The organism is uncultured Agathobaculum sp. (genome assembly GCF_963927765.1).
GTDB lineage: Bacteria > Bacillota > Clostridia > Oscillospirales > Butyricicoccaceae > Agathobaculum.
The window spans coordinates 1-16,087 of the sequence record NZ_CAWVCU010000038.1; the positions used below are offsets into that span (position 1 = coordinate 1).

A 16,087-nucleotide genomic window follows, 5' to 3' on the forward strand; every position below is an offset into this window, starting at 1 on the left:
GCGTCTGCTTTGCCATGCCTTTTTCCTTCCCCAAACGCTTGTTTTTCCACAACCTATCGGCTACATACTCCTTTGGACGGCGCATAATAGGGCGCGCTGCAGATTTCATTTCTGCAACGCGCCCTTTCTTGTGTTCATATGCGCTTTCGAATATGCTCCAGCGCCCCCTTTTCCAAGCGAGACACCTGCGCCTGTGAAATATGGATTTCATCAGCTACCTCCATCTGAGTGCGCCCCTCGAAAAAGCGCAGCCGGATAATGCGCTTTTCCCGCTCGTTCAGGCTGTCAATCGCCTCCCGCAATGCAATGCTGGCGAGCCACTGATCATCGGTATTTTTATTATCCCCTACCTGATCCATCACACAGACCGTATCTGTCCCATCGTGAAACACCGGCTCAAACAGGGATACCGGATCAAGGATGGCATCGAGCGCCAGTACCACTTCTTCTTTCGGCATATCCATCAGCTTTGCCAGTTCCACAATATCCGGCTCGCGCTGATGCTTGCGCACAAACGCTTCCTTGGCCTGCAACGCTTTATAAGCCGTATCCCGGAGACTGCGCGATACCCGCAGCGCGCTGTTATCGCGTAGATACCGTCGGATTTCCCCAATAATCATCGGCATGAACATACAAAGTCGAAAACAGTTATCCCGCAGAGGATTGGCACAGTTCAGCGCCTTCCATAACATAAAATATCTCAATTTTATCGTTTTGCAGCACGATTCTTTGCACACAGGCACGTACCAACGCCTGCTTTTCCGCATCGCTCAGCTTGTCCCAGCAGGAACCGATCGTTTGCAGCGCCTGCTGCGCTGCATCCCGCTCTTCCTGCCGTTCTGCCTGCTGGGCACGCTCCAATGCCTGCTCCGCACGGCTGCACTCCTGTCTGGCGCGCGCAATTGCGTCCCGTAAGGTATCGTCCTCCCCCTCTGCAAACAGCTCATACAGCCGCCGCAGCTTACGCTGTGCACGATCCAGTGCACGGCGGCATTCCGCCAGCTCTTTTTTACTGCTGCGTGGCGAAACCGGCTCTGCGGCCAACCGGGACAGGTCGCGAATGACGACCTCCTCCACCTGCCGCGCCATCACCCCACAATTAGGGCAGTTCGCATCATGCACCAAATGCGGCTTGGATTTATCTCTGGAATAGCACACCAGCTTATCACCCGCGCCGCCCCACTTCTGATAACGCATTTTTGCTCCGCAATGGCCGCAGACCAACAATCCGGTGAGCAGCTTATTCGAAGCCGCAGCGCGCGGCTTGTCCGAGCGCTGCAAACGTCGCACGGCACGCGCAAACGTATCCGGATCGACCAACGGCTCATGCCGTCCGCGATAGGTCTCGCCGCGGTATACGATGACACCCGTGTTGCTTTCCCGCAGCAAAATCTGCCGCACCAGATGCTCATACCTCAGTCCCAACTCGCGCGCAATCCGTCCGGTCGACTGTCCTTCCAGATAGCGTGCATAGATTTCTCGCACAGTCTCTGCGTCGCTGTTCGGCACTAGAATTCCCTTGTCCGCATCATAGTCATACCCGAACGGAATTTTACCGCCGCCCGGCCAATAGCCTTGCTTGACGCGCTCGACCATGCCCATACGGGTACGCAAGAAAATATTTTCACGTTCCAGCTGCGCAAAAGCAGACAGAATACCGATCATTGCCCGTCCGTACGGGCTGCCGGTGTCGATATTTTCATTGATAGACACAAAGTCCACGCCATGCGGCAAAAAGACATCCTCAATGAGATAAAGTGTATCTTTCTGGCTGCGGCTCAGTCGGTCCAGCTTGTAAACGACCACACGCTCCACATTGCCGCTGCGAATGTCCTCTACCAGCTCCGTGATTGCTGGACGCGTCAGATTCGACCCGGAAAAACCTCCGTCCACATAGCGCTGAAACTGCGCAATGCCTTTCATCCGGCAATAAGCCTCCAGCTTTTCCGCCTGCGCTGCCAGTGAATAGCCTTCATCCGCCTGTGCCTCGGTTGAAACGCGCAAATAAAGCGCCGTATACTTCATAACTCATCCCTTCCGAGACTGCATCCCTCCGCCTCCAGTATAGCAGAGGGGGCGGTATCGGGCAATGGAAGCTGCTGCCTGCTGCGCGCTGCACTGAGCAGCGCCCCAATTCCCTCCTGATCCAGCAGCAACGGCGGCATCACGCCATGCAGGCGTCTGCCGTTCAGATACCGTATCACCTGCATCTTATCACACCCTTTCTGCTCCTATTTTGCCCAGATTTTTCGCAAAGCAACCCCTCCAAAGAATGATACAGGAATTACTCAAAATCTACTCAAAATAATACTTGTGAAGTGATAGCTACAGGGTGTATAATGTGGGTACAATAGTTTGTCCGCGGTCACCTTCTGCACCGGACAAACCCATAAAAATGGAGGAGAGTGCACCATGTTTGAAAATCTGATTGCCACGCTGAAAGCTGACAAGCGCAAGATCGTATTTACGGAAGGCCCCGATCCCCGTATCCTGGAGGCTGCTTCCCGTCTGAAGAAGGACGGCCTGCTGGATTCCATTCTGGTCGGCAATGTGGACGAAGTGAAGGCGGCGGCGCAGGCCGGCGGCTTTGACATCGAGGGAATGGAAATTATCGATCCCGCAACCTATCCGGAAATGGATGCAATGGTCGCCAAAATGGTTGAGCTGCGCAAGGGCAAAATGACCGAGGAGCAGTGCCGCGCTGCGCTGGCAAAGGGCAACTATTTCGGAACGATGCTGGTCAAGATGGGCAAGGCGGACGCTCTGCTCGGCGGCGCTACTTACTCCACTGCCGACACCGTTCGTCCTGCGCTCCAGATCATCAAGACCAAGCCGGGCAACAAGATCGTAAGCTCCTGCTTCATTCTGCGCCGCGACGCCAAGGATGGCGGCGACGAGATGTACGCAATGGGCGACTGCGCCATCAACATCAATCCGGGTGAGGATGATCTGGTTGAAATCGCCATCGAAACCGCAAAGACCGCCAAGGCTTTCGGCATCGACCCCAAGGTTGCCATGCTGTCCTACTCGACTAAGGGCTCCGGCAAGGGCGACACGGTTGATATGATGCGCAATGCAACCGAAAAGACCAAGGCTGCTGCACCGGAACTTGCTGTCGACGGTGAACTGCAGTTTGACGCTGCGTTCTCTCCGGTTGTTGCAGCTACCAAGTGCAAGGGCTCCCCGGTTGCTGGTCAGGCCAACACCTTCATCTTCCCGGACATCAACGCCGGCAACATTGGCTATAAGATCGCACAGCGTCTGGGTGGCTTCGAAGCTTATGGCCCGATCCTGCAGGGTCTGAACGCACCGATTAACGACCTGTCCCGCGGCTGCAACGCGGACGAGGTTTACCAGATGGCAATCATCACCGCGGGCCTGAAGTAATTTCTCCCCGTCGTATTCCCAAACACAGAATTTACAAGGGCCGAAACAAATAGTTTCGGCCCTTGTATGCTCTACGGAACATCAACAGGCAAAGGGGTGTGCGTTCCATGAAACGGAAATTGATGATCGTTTTGTTATGTGTCATTGCGCTGTGCGGCGCACTAGCTTTTGTGATAATGCCCTATCCCGTCGCACCGCAAGCGGAGCAGATAGAAATCTGGCGTGTGCAGCGCATGATTGGCAATGCAGAATTTGAAGAGCTCACCCTGCAAATCAATTTGACGCAGCTGTCAGAACTACTCGCGTCCTGCGAAGCATCGCGTCTGCCATTTTATCAGCAAGGCTATTCACTCGACACCGTGCAATATGAAATCGACGCATACTATAAAGGAGAACCGTTGCATTTTGTGCTGGGCAAGAACAGCTTCGTCTACGAAAGCGCACCGTGGAACCACCATCTGCGCGACGCACAGGCACTGATTGACGCGCTGGACGACATGCTGCCGACAAGCATCGCAGCATAAAAAAGGACTGACAAAAGTCAGTCCTTTTTTTGTTCCTCTTGTTGTTTCTGCGCGCGCGCTTTCTCCGCTGCGCGTCGGCGCTCCTTTGCCGAAACCGGCGGGCGTTCGTCCTGCACCACGACAAACTCTCCACTTATCGGATCTAAGCGACGCGGGCCGCGATAGTCATTGGTGTCTACAGACAAGCCGCGTTTTTTCAGCAGGCTGCAAATCACCTCGGTCACCGCACTGTACAGCACCGCGAACAGAGGCACACCAACTGCCATGCCAACAAACCCAAACACACCGCCAAACAGCAAAATGGCAAACATGACCCAGAAGCTCGATAGTCCGGTCGAATTGCCCAGAATCTTCGGACCGAGGATGTTGCCGTCAAACTGCTGCAATGCGAGAACAAACAGCACAAAATATACCGCCTGTATCGGGCTGATGACCATAATCAAAATCGTGCTGGGGATAGCACCGATAAACGGCCCAAAAAACGGGATGATATTGGTCACGCCAATGATAACCGAAATCAGCAGTGCAAACGACTGATCCATCGTCATAAGTCCGAAACCAATCAGCATCCGCAAGCCGATGAAGCACAGCACACCGATAATCAGCGAATCAATCAGCTTACCCGTGATGAAACCGCCAAAGACACGATGCACATAAGCTACACGTCCCATAATACGGTTTGCCCGGTCAATGGAAAACATGCTGTATGTCATCTTTTTGGCCTGCGCGCAGAATGTGTCCTTGCTATTGAGAATATAGAGGGCAATGATGATGCCGATAAAAATATCGAACAAGACCGAAACCGTCGTTACCACGCCGGTCATGAGTTCAACCAACTGCGGCAAAGCAATATTCTGCACCCAGTTGACGATCTGCTGCGAAAATTCCTCGTAAAGCTGGAGGAAATTGCGCTCGATCACCGGGTTATCCTTGAGCAGCGCCGCCACCCAACCGGATATCTCATTGAGGTAGGTATCCATGGATTCCAGCAGCGAGAACACACTCACCACCAGCTGTGGAAGCACCATCCATAGCAGAATGCCCACCACGGCAATACCGATAAGCAGTGCCAGAATGCTGCATAACCCCTTGGCAATCCGGGTACCGTTTTTCAATCTTCGAGATAACGGCGGCTGAATCCGCTTATATAATGCATTGAAAATGGGCATCAGCAAATATGCCATGACAAAGCCATAAATAAACGGACTAAGAATGCCAAGCAGCTTTTGGAACATTGTCCAGATGCCCGGCAGCCATTGTAGTAAAAACACAACGACCGAACTGGAAACAATAACGCAAAAGGCGGTTAAGCCCCACTGAAAATAGTGTGGATGCGCAGAAAACTTTGATTTATTTTGCTGTGTCGGCTCCTCCACAGACATACTCCTCTCCTACCGGGTTTTCGCTCTATGCCATCAAGCAGCCACTTTATTCGTCATCGCAGTTGAAGAAAATGCGCCAGAACAGATACAGCCAGCTTGCCGTAAACGCAATGAACAGAACACCACGGAATTTCTTGAAAAAGCGCGAAAAGCAGGTGCCCAGCCAGAGTCCCAGAGACAGCAGGCATACCTTGAAAATCGCAAAATCGAAAACAGAAAAGCCCTGTGCCTTGGATACGGCATAATCCGTCCAGCGGCCTGCCTGATTGCGCGCATCATCTGCATAGCGCAGCATCTGCTCGGCGCGTGCGCGGAGGGCTTCCCGATCAATGTTTTCCAGATAGTTTTTCATAGCTTCTCTCTCCTTTATACATGGCTTTGAGTGGAACGGACGGCTTTCCCGCCCTGAAATTCTTTCGCTATGCTGCAAGGCACGGTTCCCATACAGGATATCCGTCCCAGACGCATTCCAATTTTTTCAGCCAGCTCGTCTGCATCTGCGCTCGCGGTCTCGCGCAAGGCAGCCTGCAAAATCAAACCAGCGGCACGGGCATCCGAACCCGCCTCATGGTGGTTCAGCTCGATGCCCAACGCCTGCGAAACTGTATCCAGCTTATGATTTTGCAGCTGCGGCCATACCCGCTGCGCCACTTTCACCGTACATACATACCGGCATTCCGGTACAGGCAGATGGTAATACGCGAGGCATGCACACAGCACCGCCGTATCAAACATGGCGTTATGGCAAACCAGCACACTGCCCTCTGCTAATTCCGCTATCGCGCCCTGCCAGACTTCGTCAAATGCCGGAGCATCGGCCACCATAGATTCTTTGATATGATTGACGCGAACATTACCCCAATGGAACTTCCCCACCTGCGCAGGCGGTTTAATCAAAGTCGTTTGTTCGGCAACCAATGTATTATCCTCAAAAATGCTCACGCCCAGCGCACAAGCACTCAGCCGTGATGCATTGCCGGTTTCAAAATCCAGCGCCAAATACCTCATTGGACTGCCTCCCGCCGTGCTGCCTCTGCACGTTCTTTTGCTGCCAAAAGAAAACGATAAAACGGTGCCAAGCGCTGCATGGTTTTCACCATCGGCTGAACAAACGAGCCGTCCAGCAAAGGTGCAAAATCTGCTGTTTCACGGAAATCCACACCGATTTCCTTGCGGTTCAGCCAATCCTGATATACAGGCCTTGCATCCGGGAACTTCGGCCGTTTGTACATTTCTCCAGCCAAATGCATCTGCGAGCAAGCCTGCACGGCATCATAGGCTTCGAGAAACAGCTTATCCTCATGCAGAATCATCTCACGCAGGGACTCCATCTCGCCCCTGCCCCACGCGCCCCAGCAGCCAAAGCCCCAGAACTCGGGATGGATCTCAAAATAATAACACGGCACCGACTCATGCTCCTGCCGCTTGCGGCGGAAAAACATCCACATATTAGAGCGGTACAGCGTTTTATCCTTGGTATAGCGAGTGTCCCGGCGCACGCGCGACACCATACGGGACGGTGTGACAACAAACTGTGCGTCGATCTCCAGCATTGCGGGCGTCATTTGCTCGATCAATGCATGAAACGGCTGGATGACCTGCCGCTTGATTTCTTCTTTATGTTCTTCGTAAAATTCCTTGCTGTTTTGCAGGCGGTTCAGCTGCAGCAGATCAATCCCCGCAGCATTAAAGCCTGTGAATGCCATGAAAACGGGCACCACCTTTCTGTTTATCATTGTACCGCGTTTTCCCTGTTTGCGCAACAGGATTTTGCTGTTTCACGCCGCAAAAACGCAAAATGTTGTCGCGTTTGCCCTACCTTGTTTTGTGACATCAACCATCAGCACATAAAAAACCGCCCGCGGAACATTCCGCGAGCGGTTCTTTCTTTTTCAGTAAATCGCTTTGTACGCGATCAGCCGATCTTACGCTTCGGGAGCGTACAGAGCCTGCAGGCGCTGCAGATGTGCATAGCGCTTGGTGGACTCTGCCTCGGATTCGCTGAACAGCTTCTCCGCACGATCCGGGAAGGAACGGGTCAGAGCAGAGTAACGCGCTTCGTTCATCATGAACTTGCGGTAATCCTCGGTCTTGGGCTCCTTGGACTCGAGGATAAACGGATTCTTGCCTTCCTCAGCCAGCTGCGGGTTGAAGCGGAACAGGTTCCAGTAACCGCAATCAACAGCCTTCTTCATCTCGGCCTGGCAGTTGGTCATGCCGCCCTTGATGGAGTGCATTTCACACGGAGCGTAGCCGATGATGAGGGACGGGCCATGGTAAGCTTCCGCCTCAGCGATTGCCTTGAGGGTCTGGTTCATGTTTGCGCCCATTGCGATCTGAGCAACGTAAACATAGCCGTAGCTCATTGCGATCTCAGCAAGGCTCTTCTTCTTGGTGGTCTTACCAGAAGCTGCGAACTGAGCAACCGCACCGATGTTGGTAGCCTTGGAAGCCTGACCGCCGGTGTTGGAGTAAACCTCGGTATCGAATACCATAACGTTTACATCCTGGCCGGAAGCGAGGACGTGATCCAGACCGCCGAAGCCGATGTCATAGGCCCAGCCGTCGCCGCCGAAGATCCAGACGGACTTCTTAGCGAGGTATTCCTTATGCGCAAGAACTTCCTTGCAAGCGTCGCAGCCAGCAGCCGCGCCCTTTTCGAGCTGGGCAACCAGAGCCTTGGCCGGCTCAGCGTTCGCAGCGCCGTTGTCCTTGGTCTCCATGAACTTCGCGATCGCATCCTTGGTCTCAGCCGGGGTAGCGTCCGCAGCCGCCATCTCTTCGAGCTTGGAGATCAGGCGCTCACGGATTGCCAGCTGGCCATAGTACATGCCGAGGCCGTGCTCCGCGTTGTCCTCGAACAGGCTGTTTGCCCAAGCCGGGCCGCGGCCGTCCTTGTCAACGGTGTACGGGCTGGTAGCAGCCGGGCCGCCCCAGATGGACGAACAGCCGGTCGCGTTGGAGATATACATACGGTCGCCGCAAACCTGCGTGATCAGGCGAGCGTAAGAGGTCTCAGCGCAGCCTGCGCAAGAACCGGAGAACTCAAGCAGCGGCTTCTTGAACTGGCTGTCCTTGACGGAAGCAGTCGAGATCATGTCGGCCTTCTCGGAAACCTTCGCTACGCAGTAATCGAATGCATCCTGCTGAGCAGCTTCCTGATCCTGCGGAACCATGGTGAGGGACTTGGTCGGGCACACGCCAACACATACGCCGCAGCCCATGCAGTCCAGCGGAGAAACGACCATCGTGTACTTGTAGACGCCCTTGCCCTTGCCAGCCTTGATGTCGACGATCTTGGTCGATGCCGGAGCAGCGGCAGCCTCTTCCTCGGTCAGCGCAAACGGACGGATGGTCGCGTGCGGGCAGACATAAGCACACTGGTTACACTGTACACAGGTATCCTGATTCCAAGACGGAACGGTAACCGCTACGCCGCGCTTCTCGTAAGCAGCAGCGCCGTGCTCGAAGGAGCCGTCAACATGCTCGCCTGCGAAAGCAGATACCGGCAGGGAGTCGCCGTCCATGCGGCCGATCGGCTCCATAACGTCCTTGACCATCTTGACAACTTCCGGACGGCCCTGCAGATCGCGGGTATCTTCCGGATCAACAGCGTCAGCCCAAGCAGCCGGAACGTCGATCTTGACGAACGCGGTAGCGCCGGCGTCGATCGCCTTGTGGTTCATATCAACGATATCCTGGCCCTTCTTCAGGTAGGACTTGGTTGCAGCATCCTTCATGTAGCCGATCGCTTCTTCCTGCGGCATAACCTTAGCCAGCGTGAAGAAAGCGGACTGCAGAATGGTGTTGGTGCGCTTGCCCATACCGATCTCAATCGCGAGGTCGATCGCGTTGATGGTGTAGAGCTGGATGTTGTTCTTCGCAATGTAGCGCTTCTCGGAAGCCGCCAGATGATGCTCGAGCTCCTCAGGCGTCCACTGGCAGTTGATCAGGAACACGCCGCCCGGCTTAACGTCACGCACGATCGGGAAGTGCTTGGTGATGTAGGACGGGTTGTGGCAGGCAACGAAGTCAGCCTTATTGATGTAGTACGGGCTCTTGATCGGCTTGTCGCCAAAACGCAGGTGCGAAACGGTAACGCCGCCGGTCTTCTTGGAGTCGTACTGGAAGTATGCCTGAACGAACTTATCGGTGTGGTCGCCGATGATCTTGATGGAGTTCTTGTTCGCGCCAACGGTACCGTCACCGCCGAGACCCCAGAACTTGCACTCGGTGGTGCCTTCCGCCGCAGTGTTCGGCGCCGGCTTCTCCTCGAGAGACAGGTAGGTCACGTCGTCGTTGATGCCGATGGTGAACTGGCGCTTCGGCTCAGCCTTGGTCAGTTCTTCGTATACCGCAAAGACAGAGGACGGCGGGGTATCCTTGGAACCCAGACCGTAACGGCCGCCGATGACGGTCTTATCGGTGATGCCAGCGTTAGCCAGCGCGGTAACAACGTCCAGATAAAGCGGCTCGCCCTGTGCGCCCGGCTCCTTGGTGCGGTCGAGAACCGCAATCTTCTTGGCAGTCTCCGGGATAGCAGCCAGCAGCTTGTCCGCACGCCACGGACGGTACAGGCGAACCTTAACAAGGCCGACCTTCTCGCCGTGCGCGTTCAGGTAATCGATAACTTCTTCTGCTACGTCGCAGATCGAGCCCATCGCGATGATCACGCGGTCAGCGTCGGCAGCGCCGTAGTAGTTGAACAGCTGGTAGTTAGTGCCGAGCTTAGCGTTAACCTTGCCCATGTACTCCTCTACCACTTCCGGAACCGCATCATAGAACTTGTTGCAAGCCTCGCGGTGCTGGAAGAATACGTCGCCGTTCTCGTGCGAGCCACGCATCATTGCATGCTCCGGATTCAGAGCGCGCTTGCGGAACGCTTCGACAGCGTCCATATCGCACATTTCCTTCAGGTCCTCGTAGTCCCAAACCTCGATCTTCTGGATCTCGTGGGAGGTACGGAAGCCGTCGAAGAAGTTGATGAACGGAACGCGGGACTTAATGGTTGCCAGATGCGCAACAGCGCCCAGATCCATTACTTCCTGCGGATTGGTCTCAGCCAGCATAGCGAAACCGGTCTGACGGCAAGCCATGACGTCAGAATGGTCACCGAAGATGTTCAGCGCATGGGATGCAACCGTACGCGCGGAAACATGGAACACGCAGGGAAGCAATTCGCCCGCGATCTTGTACATATTCGGGATCATCAGCAGCAGACCCTGAGATGCGGTGTAGGTCGTGGTCAGCGCACCGGCTGCCAGAGAGCCGTGAACCGTACCTGCGGCGCCCGCCTCGGACTGCATTTCGATCACCTTAACGGTAGTACCGAAAATGTTCTTCTGACCTGCGGCTGCCCACTGGTCTACGCTGTCTGCCATGGGGCTGGACGGGGTGATCGGATAGATACCCGCGACCTCGGTAAACGCATACGACACATGTGCCGCAGCAGTGTTACCGTCCATGGACTTCATCTTTCTTGCCATGTTTATATCCTCCTATTCAGTTATAACATGCTGAAGGGGTGAAAAGCGTTTTCGCCCGTTTTTTTGACACGGGAAAAAGCCGTCTCCACCGGCCGTTTTTATTCTATCACTCCTTACCAAAAATGTAAACACTTAATATGACAAATTCGTAACAATTCCCCGATTTTTGATAATAATTTCGCATTATGAAACAACAATCTCATACTGTTCCAAAATGTTACAATTCCTTTGCAGTTGTCGTTTTGCATTGCGGAATCGACAAAAATGTAGTATATTAATATAGTAAGTCTTTCAGCAACATAGGAGGGAGTTCGATGGTTGCACGCGTTTTTTCCGCTGGTCTGAGCGGAATCGACGGCTATATCGTCACCGTCGAATGCCTGCCCTCGAACGGTCTGCCCCGCTTGGATGTCGTCGGCTTGCCGACCGGCGCGGTCGCGGAAGCCGGAGAACGGGTACGCGCCGCTGTGAAAGCCTGCTCGTTTGACTGGCCGGTTTCCCGCATTACAGTCAACCTCGCCCCAGCGGACACCCGCAAAGCGGGCACAGCCTATGACCTGCCTATATTATTATCCATTCTCGCAGCCACCGGTCAGATCGACCCGCTGCCGCAGGATGCAATCTTTCTGGGGGAGCTGTCCCTCTCCGGCCTGTTGCGCCCGGTCTGCGGCGCGCTTTCCATGGCGCTGGCCGCGCGGGACGCTGGTTTCCGCACGGTTTATGTACCGATGCAAAACGCACAGGAAGCCTCTTATGCTACAGGCATCACCGTTCTTCCGGTCGAAAGCCTGCCAGCACTGATCGCACACCTGTCCGGACGCGCGCCGCTGGCACCATGCCCACCCCCGGAGCCACCTCCGCCGACGGACGATACGCTGGACTTTTCCCATGTGATGGGACAGCACGCCGTCAAGCGCGCGCTGGAGATTGCTGCAGCCGGCGGACATAATATTCTGCTTTCCGGGCCGCCTGGTTCGGGCAAAAGCATGATGGCCAAGCGCTTTGCCACCATTCTGCCGCCGTTATCCGACAACGAACGGCTGGAAGTCATTCGCGTTTGGTCGGCCGTCGGTCGCGGACAAGAAGCCGTCGGGCGTGCTGCCCGCCCTTTCCGTGCGCCTCACCATACCACTTCCGCCGCCGCTTTGGCGGGCGGCGCAGGCGCGAGCAACCGTCTGCCCACACCAGGCGAGATTTCGCTGGCGCATCGCGGCGTTCTATTTTTGGACGAACTGCCGGAGTTTCGCCGCGACGTACTCGAAGCACTGCGCCAGCCGCTCGAGGATGGGACGGTCACCATCTCACGGGTTGCGGGACAGGTCACCTACCCCGCGCGTTTTCAGCTCATCGCAGCTATGAACCCTTGCCGCTGCGGCTGGTATGGCACAGACCGCTGCACCTGCTCCAAAGCGTCTGTGCAGCAATATCTGCGCCGTCTGTCCGGCCCGCTGCTGGACCGAATCGACCTGCAAATCGCGGTTCAGCCCGTCGAGTACGCAGCCCTTGCCGCCCGTGGACAAGCTGCCGAAGAACCTTCAGAAACGATCCGCTCCCGCGTCATTGCAGCGCGTGAGATACAATATCAACGGCAAGGCGTGGATGTTTGCAATGCAAGCCTCTCCCCTGCTCACTTATCCGACTGCTGTCCGCTGACCGAGGAAGCGTCCGACATGTTTCGCGCCGCATTTGAGCGTCTGGGACTGACCGCACGGGCGCACGACCGTGTGCTGCGCATGGCGCGCACCATCGCTGATCTGGCAGGCAGCGCTGTCATCCACCCGGAGCACCTCGCCGAAGCGCTGCAATATCGCACGCTTGACCGTGCGATCAGCGGTTAATTATCCACAGTTTCTGTGGATAAGATTGTGGATATTGTGAATAAGTTTCTTTTTTTACTTATTTTTTACAAAATGCAATCCCGCAATTCTGATTAAAATACGTTATATCTACATTTATTCCCCAAGGAGGCCCCTTTCGTTATGACACACCCGTTTTTTCGCCGCGCCGGCACACTTGCATTGCTCGCCGCGCTGCTCACTCCACAGGCCGGTGCCTTGTCCGGCGTTTCCGCTTGGGCGCAGGAAGGCGTTGCCGCTGCGCAGGAAGCCGGACTGATGCCCAGCACACTGGAAACACGCAGCGCAACCGGCGCCATCACCCGCGCCGAATTTTGCGGCATTGCCGTCAACGCATATAAGGCCGTCAGCGGCAAAGCGGTTTTCGCTTCCGGCAAAAAGCCTTTCCGTGATTGCGACGATCCGAACGTAGTCGCAGCTTATGAGCTTGGACTGGTCAACGGACGCGGCGACGGCATCTTCGATCCGGACGCCGAGATCGAACGGCAAGATCTTTGCGTAATGCTGTACAACATCCTGGATGCTGCCGGCATTGACGCTCCTGTGATCGCAGGCGACGCATGCATCGAAGATTATCCCGACGTACCCGAAATCAAATCCTATGCTGTTGACGCCATGATTACCATGGTGGACCACACCGTGGTCAACGGCATTTCCGCCGCCGGGGAAACCACCATACTCGCCCCCAGCGGAACCGCGACACGCGAGCAGGCGCTTATTATGGCAACCCGTTTCTGCTCCGCCTTCGAGGATGCCGTAACCGAACCATCCGTCACACCTGAAGATCCGTGGGATGATCCGGATATGACACTGCCGCAAACTGAAGAAGAAAAGATGGAGTTAGTCTATGGCGTAGGCGGCGAGAAGTACCAAACCGCCGAAGAAGCCGAAGCCAACATGGTCGAAATCTCGGTTCCGGTCTGGCGTTTACAGGAAGATGGTACAAAGACCTCGGGCACGGCTTATTTGCAGGTAAACCGCAACCTTGCTCCCATCTACGAAGCAGTCTTTGAAGAGATTTATAACGGGGATGAGCAATTCCCGATCAAGGATGTCGGCTGCTACTCCTGGCGCACAGGCGAGCATTCGCAGGGCACCGCAGTGGACATCAACTGGAATGAGAATATGGAGGCCACCATCAACGAGGATGGCTCCCTGACCCCGACCACTGGTTCCTACTGGCTGCCGGGCGAAGATCCCTATTCCATTCCCGAGGGCGGCGATGTGTACAACGCGTTCATCAACCACGGTTTCCTGTGGGGCGGCAACGCATGGCGCAGCAAGCGCGACTATATGCATTTCAGCTATTTCGGCACCTGAAAACCAAAAGGTCCTGCCAGTTTGGCAGGACCTTTTTATGCTTCCACATGTAACAAACGGCTTTTGTTCTTCCAATAATACGCTGCGCCGGCCAAATCCGCCAGTGCCCAACCGATCGGCACGGCAACCCAAATCCCGGTGACCCCGATCGACGGCACAGCAGACAGCATATAAGCGAGCAGCACACGCGTACCCAGTGAGATCACCGTCAGCACCACCGACATGCCCGGCCGCTTGACCGCGCGGTAAAATCCATACAGCAGGAACAACAGCCCGATCCCGAAATAGCACGATGCCTCGATCCGCAGATAACCCACGCCAACCGCCATGATTGCCGTCTCTTCCGGCTGGACAAACAGCCCCATCATCGGACGCGCCAGCATACACACCACTACGCTGATAACTACGCAGAACACAAACGCCGTTCCCACTGCGCTTTTGATGCCGCGACGAATGCGTTCCTCATCCCTTGCCCCGTAATTCTGCGCAATAAAAGTGGAAAATGCATTGCCAAAATCCTGCACCGGCATATAGGCAAAGGAATCGATCTTGACCGCCGCGGCAAACGCCGCCATGACGGTTTTGCCAAAACTGTTGACCAACCCCTGCACCATCAGAATGCCGAAATTCATCACCGACTGCTGTACGCAGGTCAGAACGGACAAACCGGCGATTTCGCGGATGATCTGACGGTCCCATCGCATGTGCCGCCGTTCCACCCGCAGCTCCGGAAACCGCAGCAGGCAGTACGCAGCAATGCCAATGCCGGAAACAAACTGCGCGATCACCGTCGCAACCGCCGCGCCCGTCACCCCCCAATGAAACACCAACACAAACAACAGATCAAGCGCAATATTGAGCACCGCGGAGACCGCAAGGAACACCAGCGGCACAACCGAATTGCCGACCGCACGCAGCAGATTTGCGAAAAAGTTATAAAGGAACGTCGCCAATATGCCAAAAAAGATATAGAACAGGTATTGCCGCATGAGCGGCGCCACTGTATCAGGCGCCTGTAATACCTTGACGATCCAGTCCAGTCCGACAAACACCAGCGCATTCATAACCAGCGCAATGACACCAATCAGCAGAAAAGACAGGAATAAACTGTTTTTCAGCCGCTCCATATCCCGTTTCCCAAACTGCATGGCAAAAAATGCGCTGCTACCCATACACAATCCCAACAGGATCGAAGTCAGAAACACCATCAGCGTATACGCAGAGCCAACCGCCGCCAGCGCATCCGCTCCCAAAAACCGTCCCACGATCAGCGTATCCGCTACATTATATAATTGCTGCAATAGATTGCCGATCATTAGCGGCAGCGCAAACAGCAAAAGCCGCCGGGTGATGTTTCCTTCGGTCAAATCCAGCGACACAGTACCATTCCCCCTTTCTCACTTCGACTATCCTAACAGAATCAAACGAAAGCGTCAACCGTCCACCGCCTTGCTCAACTGGCGGTTGAAAAAAACAACCGTTGGTTAAACCACGCCTCCATTGTCTATCGCGTAACGGCATGATAAGATGAAATCACAAAAGGTCCTTTTGAATTTGCTTTGATAAGGATGAACGATATGGAACTTTGTATCGGAGCCACGATCCTTGCCGCACGCCACACCAAGGGTCTGACACAGGAGGCACTGGCTGATCTGGTGGGCGTATCCGCCGCTGCGGTCAGCAAATGGGAAACCGGAGTTTCCCAAAGTTAAAGATACTATATACCCAAACCCACGCTTACACGACTTCAACCTTGTAACAGAATACTAATAATAGAAGCACCAGTGCCATCACCTATCGTGTAGCACTGGTGTTTTGCTTTTGCAATAAGTGGGTGCTATTTTGAAATAAATAATTTTGGGCAAAAAACAATGCGTTCACATAATTTTTCTCGCTTTTGGCATTGAAATATGCTATAATAAAATCGTATTTTGCAACTATGTGGTATTGAAGAAGAGGTGCAAAAAATGGCAGTATCCTATAAGAAGCTATTCAAGATTCTCATTGACCGAGATATGAAGAAAGAGTTCCGTGATTTCGTCGGCATCAGCTATTCTACAATGAGCAAACTGGAAAAAGGCGAGAATACGACTGTTGAAGTGCTAGAAAAAATATGCCTCAAGCTCGGCTGC

Annotated in this window: 15 protein-coding genes; 6 read left to right on the forward strand and 9 right to left on the reverse strand. The window is 54.6% G+C overall.

The window, feature by feature from the left end; genetic code table 11:
* Nucleotides 1–134: 134 nt before the first annotated feature.
* From ABGT74_RS03030 to ABGT74_RS03040, 3 genes are read right to left on the reverse strand one after another with little or no spacing between them, the layout of a single operon-like run.
* Nucleotides 135–632: a sigma-70 family RNA polymerase sigma factor gene (locus ABGT74_RS03030; RefSeq protein WP_346704416.1), complete on the reverse strand. Its 498-nt coding sequence runs from the start codon at nt 630–632 to the stop codon at nt 135–137.
* A 16-nt stretch (nt 633–648) separates the two neighbouring features.
* Nucleotides 649–2,025 (reverse strand): recombinase family protein, encoded by a 1,377-nt coding sequence (locus ABGT74_RS03035; RefSeq protein ID WP_346704407.1) that lies wholly within the window; start codon nt 2,023–2,025, stop codon nt 649–651.
* Nucleotides 2,022–2,210, reverse strand: coding sequence for a hypothetical protein (locus ABGT74_RS03040; RefSeq protein ID WP_297283135.1), 189 nt, complete (start codon nt 2,208–2,210; stop codon nt 2,022–2,024). The genes ABGT74_RS03035 and ABGT74_RS03040 overlap by 4 nt, the downstream gene beginning before the upstream one ends.
* A gap of 202 nt (nt 2,211–2,412) precedes the next feature.
* Here ABGT74_RS03040 and pta point away from each other — a divergent pair, with 202 nt between their 5' ends.
* Together pta and ABGT74_RS03050 are read left to right on the forward strand one after the other, a co-directional pair.
* Nucleotides 2,413–3,387, forward strand: coding sequence for a phosphate acetyltransferase (pta, locus tag ABGT74_RS03045; protein WP_297284120.1), 975 nt, complete (start codon nt 2,413–2,415; stop codon nt 3,385–3,387).
* Between the two features lie 107 nt (nt 3,388–3,494).
* Nucleotides 3,495–3,911, forward strand: coding sequence for a hypothetical protein (locus ABGT74_RS03050; protein WP_346704408.1), 417 nt, complete (start codon nt 3,495–3,497; stop codon nt 3,909–3,911).
* Between the two features lie 17 nt (nt 3,912–3,928).
* On the opposite strand, the gene ABGT74_RS03055 is transcribed toward ABGT74_RS03050, so the two are convergent.
* From ABGT74_RS03055 to nifJ, 5 genes are all read right to left on the reverse strand, one after another.
* Nucleotides 3,929–5,287: an AI-2E family transporter gene (locus tag ABGT74_RS03055; protein ID WP_346704409.1), complete on the reverse strand. Its 1,359-nt coding sequence runs from the start codon at nt 5,285–5,287 to the stop codon at nt 3,929–3,931.
* Nucleotides 5,288–5,339: 52 nt separating this feature from the next.
* A complete protein-coding gene (locus ABGT74_RS03060; RefSeq protein WP_297284117.1) occupies nt 5,340–5,645 on the reverse strand; it encodes a hypothetical protein in 306 nt (101 codons plus the stop codon).
* A gap of 14 nt (nt 5,646–5,659) precedes the next feature.
* A complete protein-coding gene (locus ABGT74_RS03065; protein ID WP_297284116.1) occupies nt 5,660–6,301 on the reverse strand; it encodes a 3'-5' exonuclease in 642 nt (213 codons plus the stop codon).
* Entirely contained in the window at nt 6,298–6,999 is a 702-nt protein-coding gene (locus tag ABGT74_RS03070; protein WP_346704410.1) for a DUF2461 domain-containing protein, read from the reverse strand. The genes ABGT74_RS03065 and ABGT74_RS03070 overlap by 4 nt, the downstream gene beginning before the upstream one ends.
* A 219-nt stretch (nt 7,000–7,218) precedes the next feature.
* Nucleotides 7,219–10,779, reverse strand: a complete 3,561-nt coding sequence (gene nifJ / locus ABGT74_RS03075) for a pyruvate:ferredoxin (flavodoxin) oxidoreductase (protein ID WP_346704411.1) — start codon at nt 10,777–10,779, stop codon at nt 7,219–7,221.
* Between the two features lie 314 nt (nt 10,780–11,093).
* On the opposite strand from nifJ, the gene ABGT74_RS03080 reads away from it, so the two are divergent.
* Both ABGT74_RS03080 and ABGT74_RS03085 read left to right on the forward strand, forming a co-directional pair.
* The gene (locus ABGT74_RS03080; RefSeq protein WP_346704412.1) at nt 11,094–12,617 is read left to right on the forward strand and encodes a YifB family Mg chelatase-like AAA ATPase; all 1,524 of its coding nucleotides are present in this window, start codon (nt 11,094–11,096) and stop codon (nt 12,615–12,617) included.
* Nucleotides 12,618–12,758: 141 nt separating this feature from the next.
* The gene (locus ABGT74_RS03085) at nt 12,759–13,955 is read left to right on the forward strand and encodes a M15 family metallopeptidase (protein WP_346704413.1); all 1,197 of its coding nucleotides are present in this window, start codon (nt 12,759–12,761) and stop codon (nt 13,953–13,955) included.
* A gap of 35 nt (nt 13,956–13,990) precedes the next feature.
* Here ABGT74_RS03085 and ABGT74_RS03090 read toward each other — a convergent pair whose 3' ends face one another.
* A complete protein-coding gene (locus tag ABGT74_RS03090) occupies nt 13,991–15,334 on the reverse strand; it encodes an MATE family efflux transporter (RefSeq protein ID WP_346704414.1) in 1,344 nt (447 codons plus the stop codon).
* A 198-nt stretch (nt 15,335–15,532) separates the two neighbouring features.
* On the opposite strand from ABGT74_RS03090, the gene ABGT74_RS03095 reads away from it, so the two are divergent.
* Both ABGT74_RS03095 and ABGT74_RS03100 read left to right on the forward strand, forming a co-directional pair.
* On the forward strand, nt 15,533–15,667 hold the full coding sequence (locus tag ABGT74_RS03095) for a helix-turn-helix transcriptional regulator (RefSeq protein WP_346704415.1): 135 nt from the start codon (nt 15,533–15,535) through the stop codon (nt 15,665–15,667).
* Between the two features lie 255 nt (nt 15,668–15,922).
* Nucleotides 15,923–16,087, forward strand: a 165-nt coding sequence (locus tag ABGT74_RS03100; protein WP_346704417.1) for a helix-turn-helix transcriptional regulator, incomplete at its 3' end; no start/stop codon positions are given.

What these genes read in the sequence shown, in the direction of transcription:
- ABGT74_RS03085 (WP_346704413.1), top strand. Translation starts at nt 12,759, where the DNA reads ATGACACACCCGTTTTTTCGCCGCGCCGGCACACTTGCATTGCTCGCC.
- ABGT74_RS03050 (WP_346704408.1), top strand. Translation starts at nt 3,495, where the DNA reads ATGAAACGGAAATTGATGATCGTTTTGTTATGTGTCATTGCGCTGTGC.
- pta (WP_297284120.1), top strand. Translation starts at nt 2,413, where the DNA reads ATGTTTGAAAATCTGATTGCCACGCTGAAAGCTGACAAGCGCAAGATC.
- ABGT74_RS03040 (WP_297283135.1), bottom strand. Translation starts at nt 2,210, where the DNA reads ATGCAGGTGATACGGTATCTGAACGGCAGACGCCTGCATGGCGTGATG.
- nifJ (WP_346704411.1), bottom strand. Translation starts at nt 10,779, where the DNA reads ATGGCAAGAAAGATGAAGTCCATGGACGGTAACACTGCTGCGGCACAT.
- ABGT74_RS03060 (WP_297284117.1), bottom strand. Translation starts at nt 5,645, where the DNA reads ATGAAAAACTATCTGGAAAACATTGATCGGGAAGCCCTCCGCGCACGC.
- ABGT74_RS03070 (WP_346704410.1), bottom strand. Translation starts at nt 6,999, where the DNA reads ATGGCATTCACAGGCTTTAATGCTGCGGGGATTGATCTGCTGCAGCTG.
- ABGT74_RS03080 (WP_346704412.1), top strand. Translation starts at nt 11,094, where the DNA reads ATGGTTGCACGCGTTTTTTCCGCTGGTCTGAGCGGAATCGACGGCTAT.
- ABGT74_RS03095 (WP_346704415.1), top strand. Translation starts at nt 15,533, where the DNA reads ATGGAACTTTGTATCGGAGCCACGATCCTTGCCGCACGCCACACCAAG.
- ABGT74_RS03030 (WP_346704416.1), bottom strand. Translation starts at nt 632, where the DNA reads ATGTTCATGCCGATGATTATTGGGGAAATCCGACGGTATCTACGCGAT.
- ABGT74_RS03035 (WP_346704407.1), bottom strand. Translation starts at nt 2,025, where the DNA reads ATGAAGTATACGGCGCTTTATTTGCGCGTTTCAACCGAGGCACAGGCG.
- ABGT74_RS03065 (WP_297284116.1), bottom strand. Translation starts at nt 6,301, where the DNA reads ATGAGGTATTTGGCGCTGGATTTTGAAACCGGCAATGCATCACGGCTG.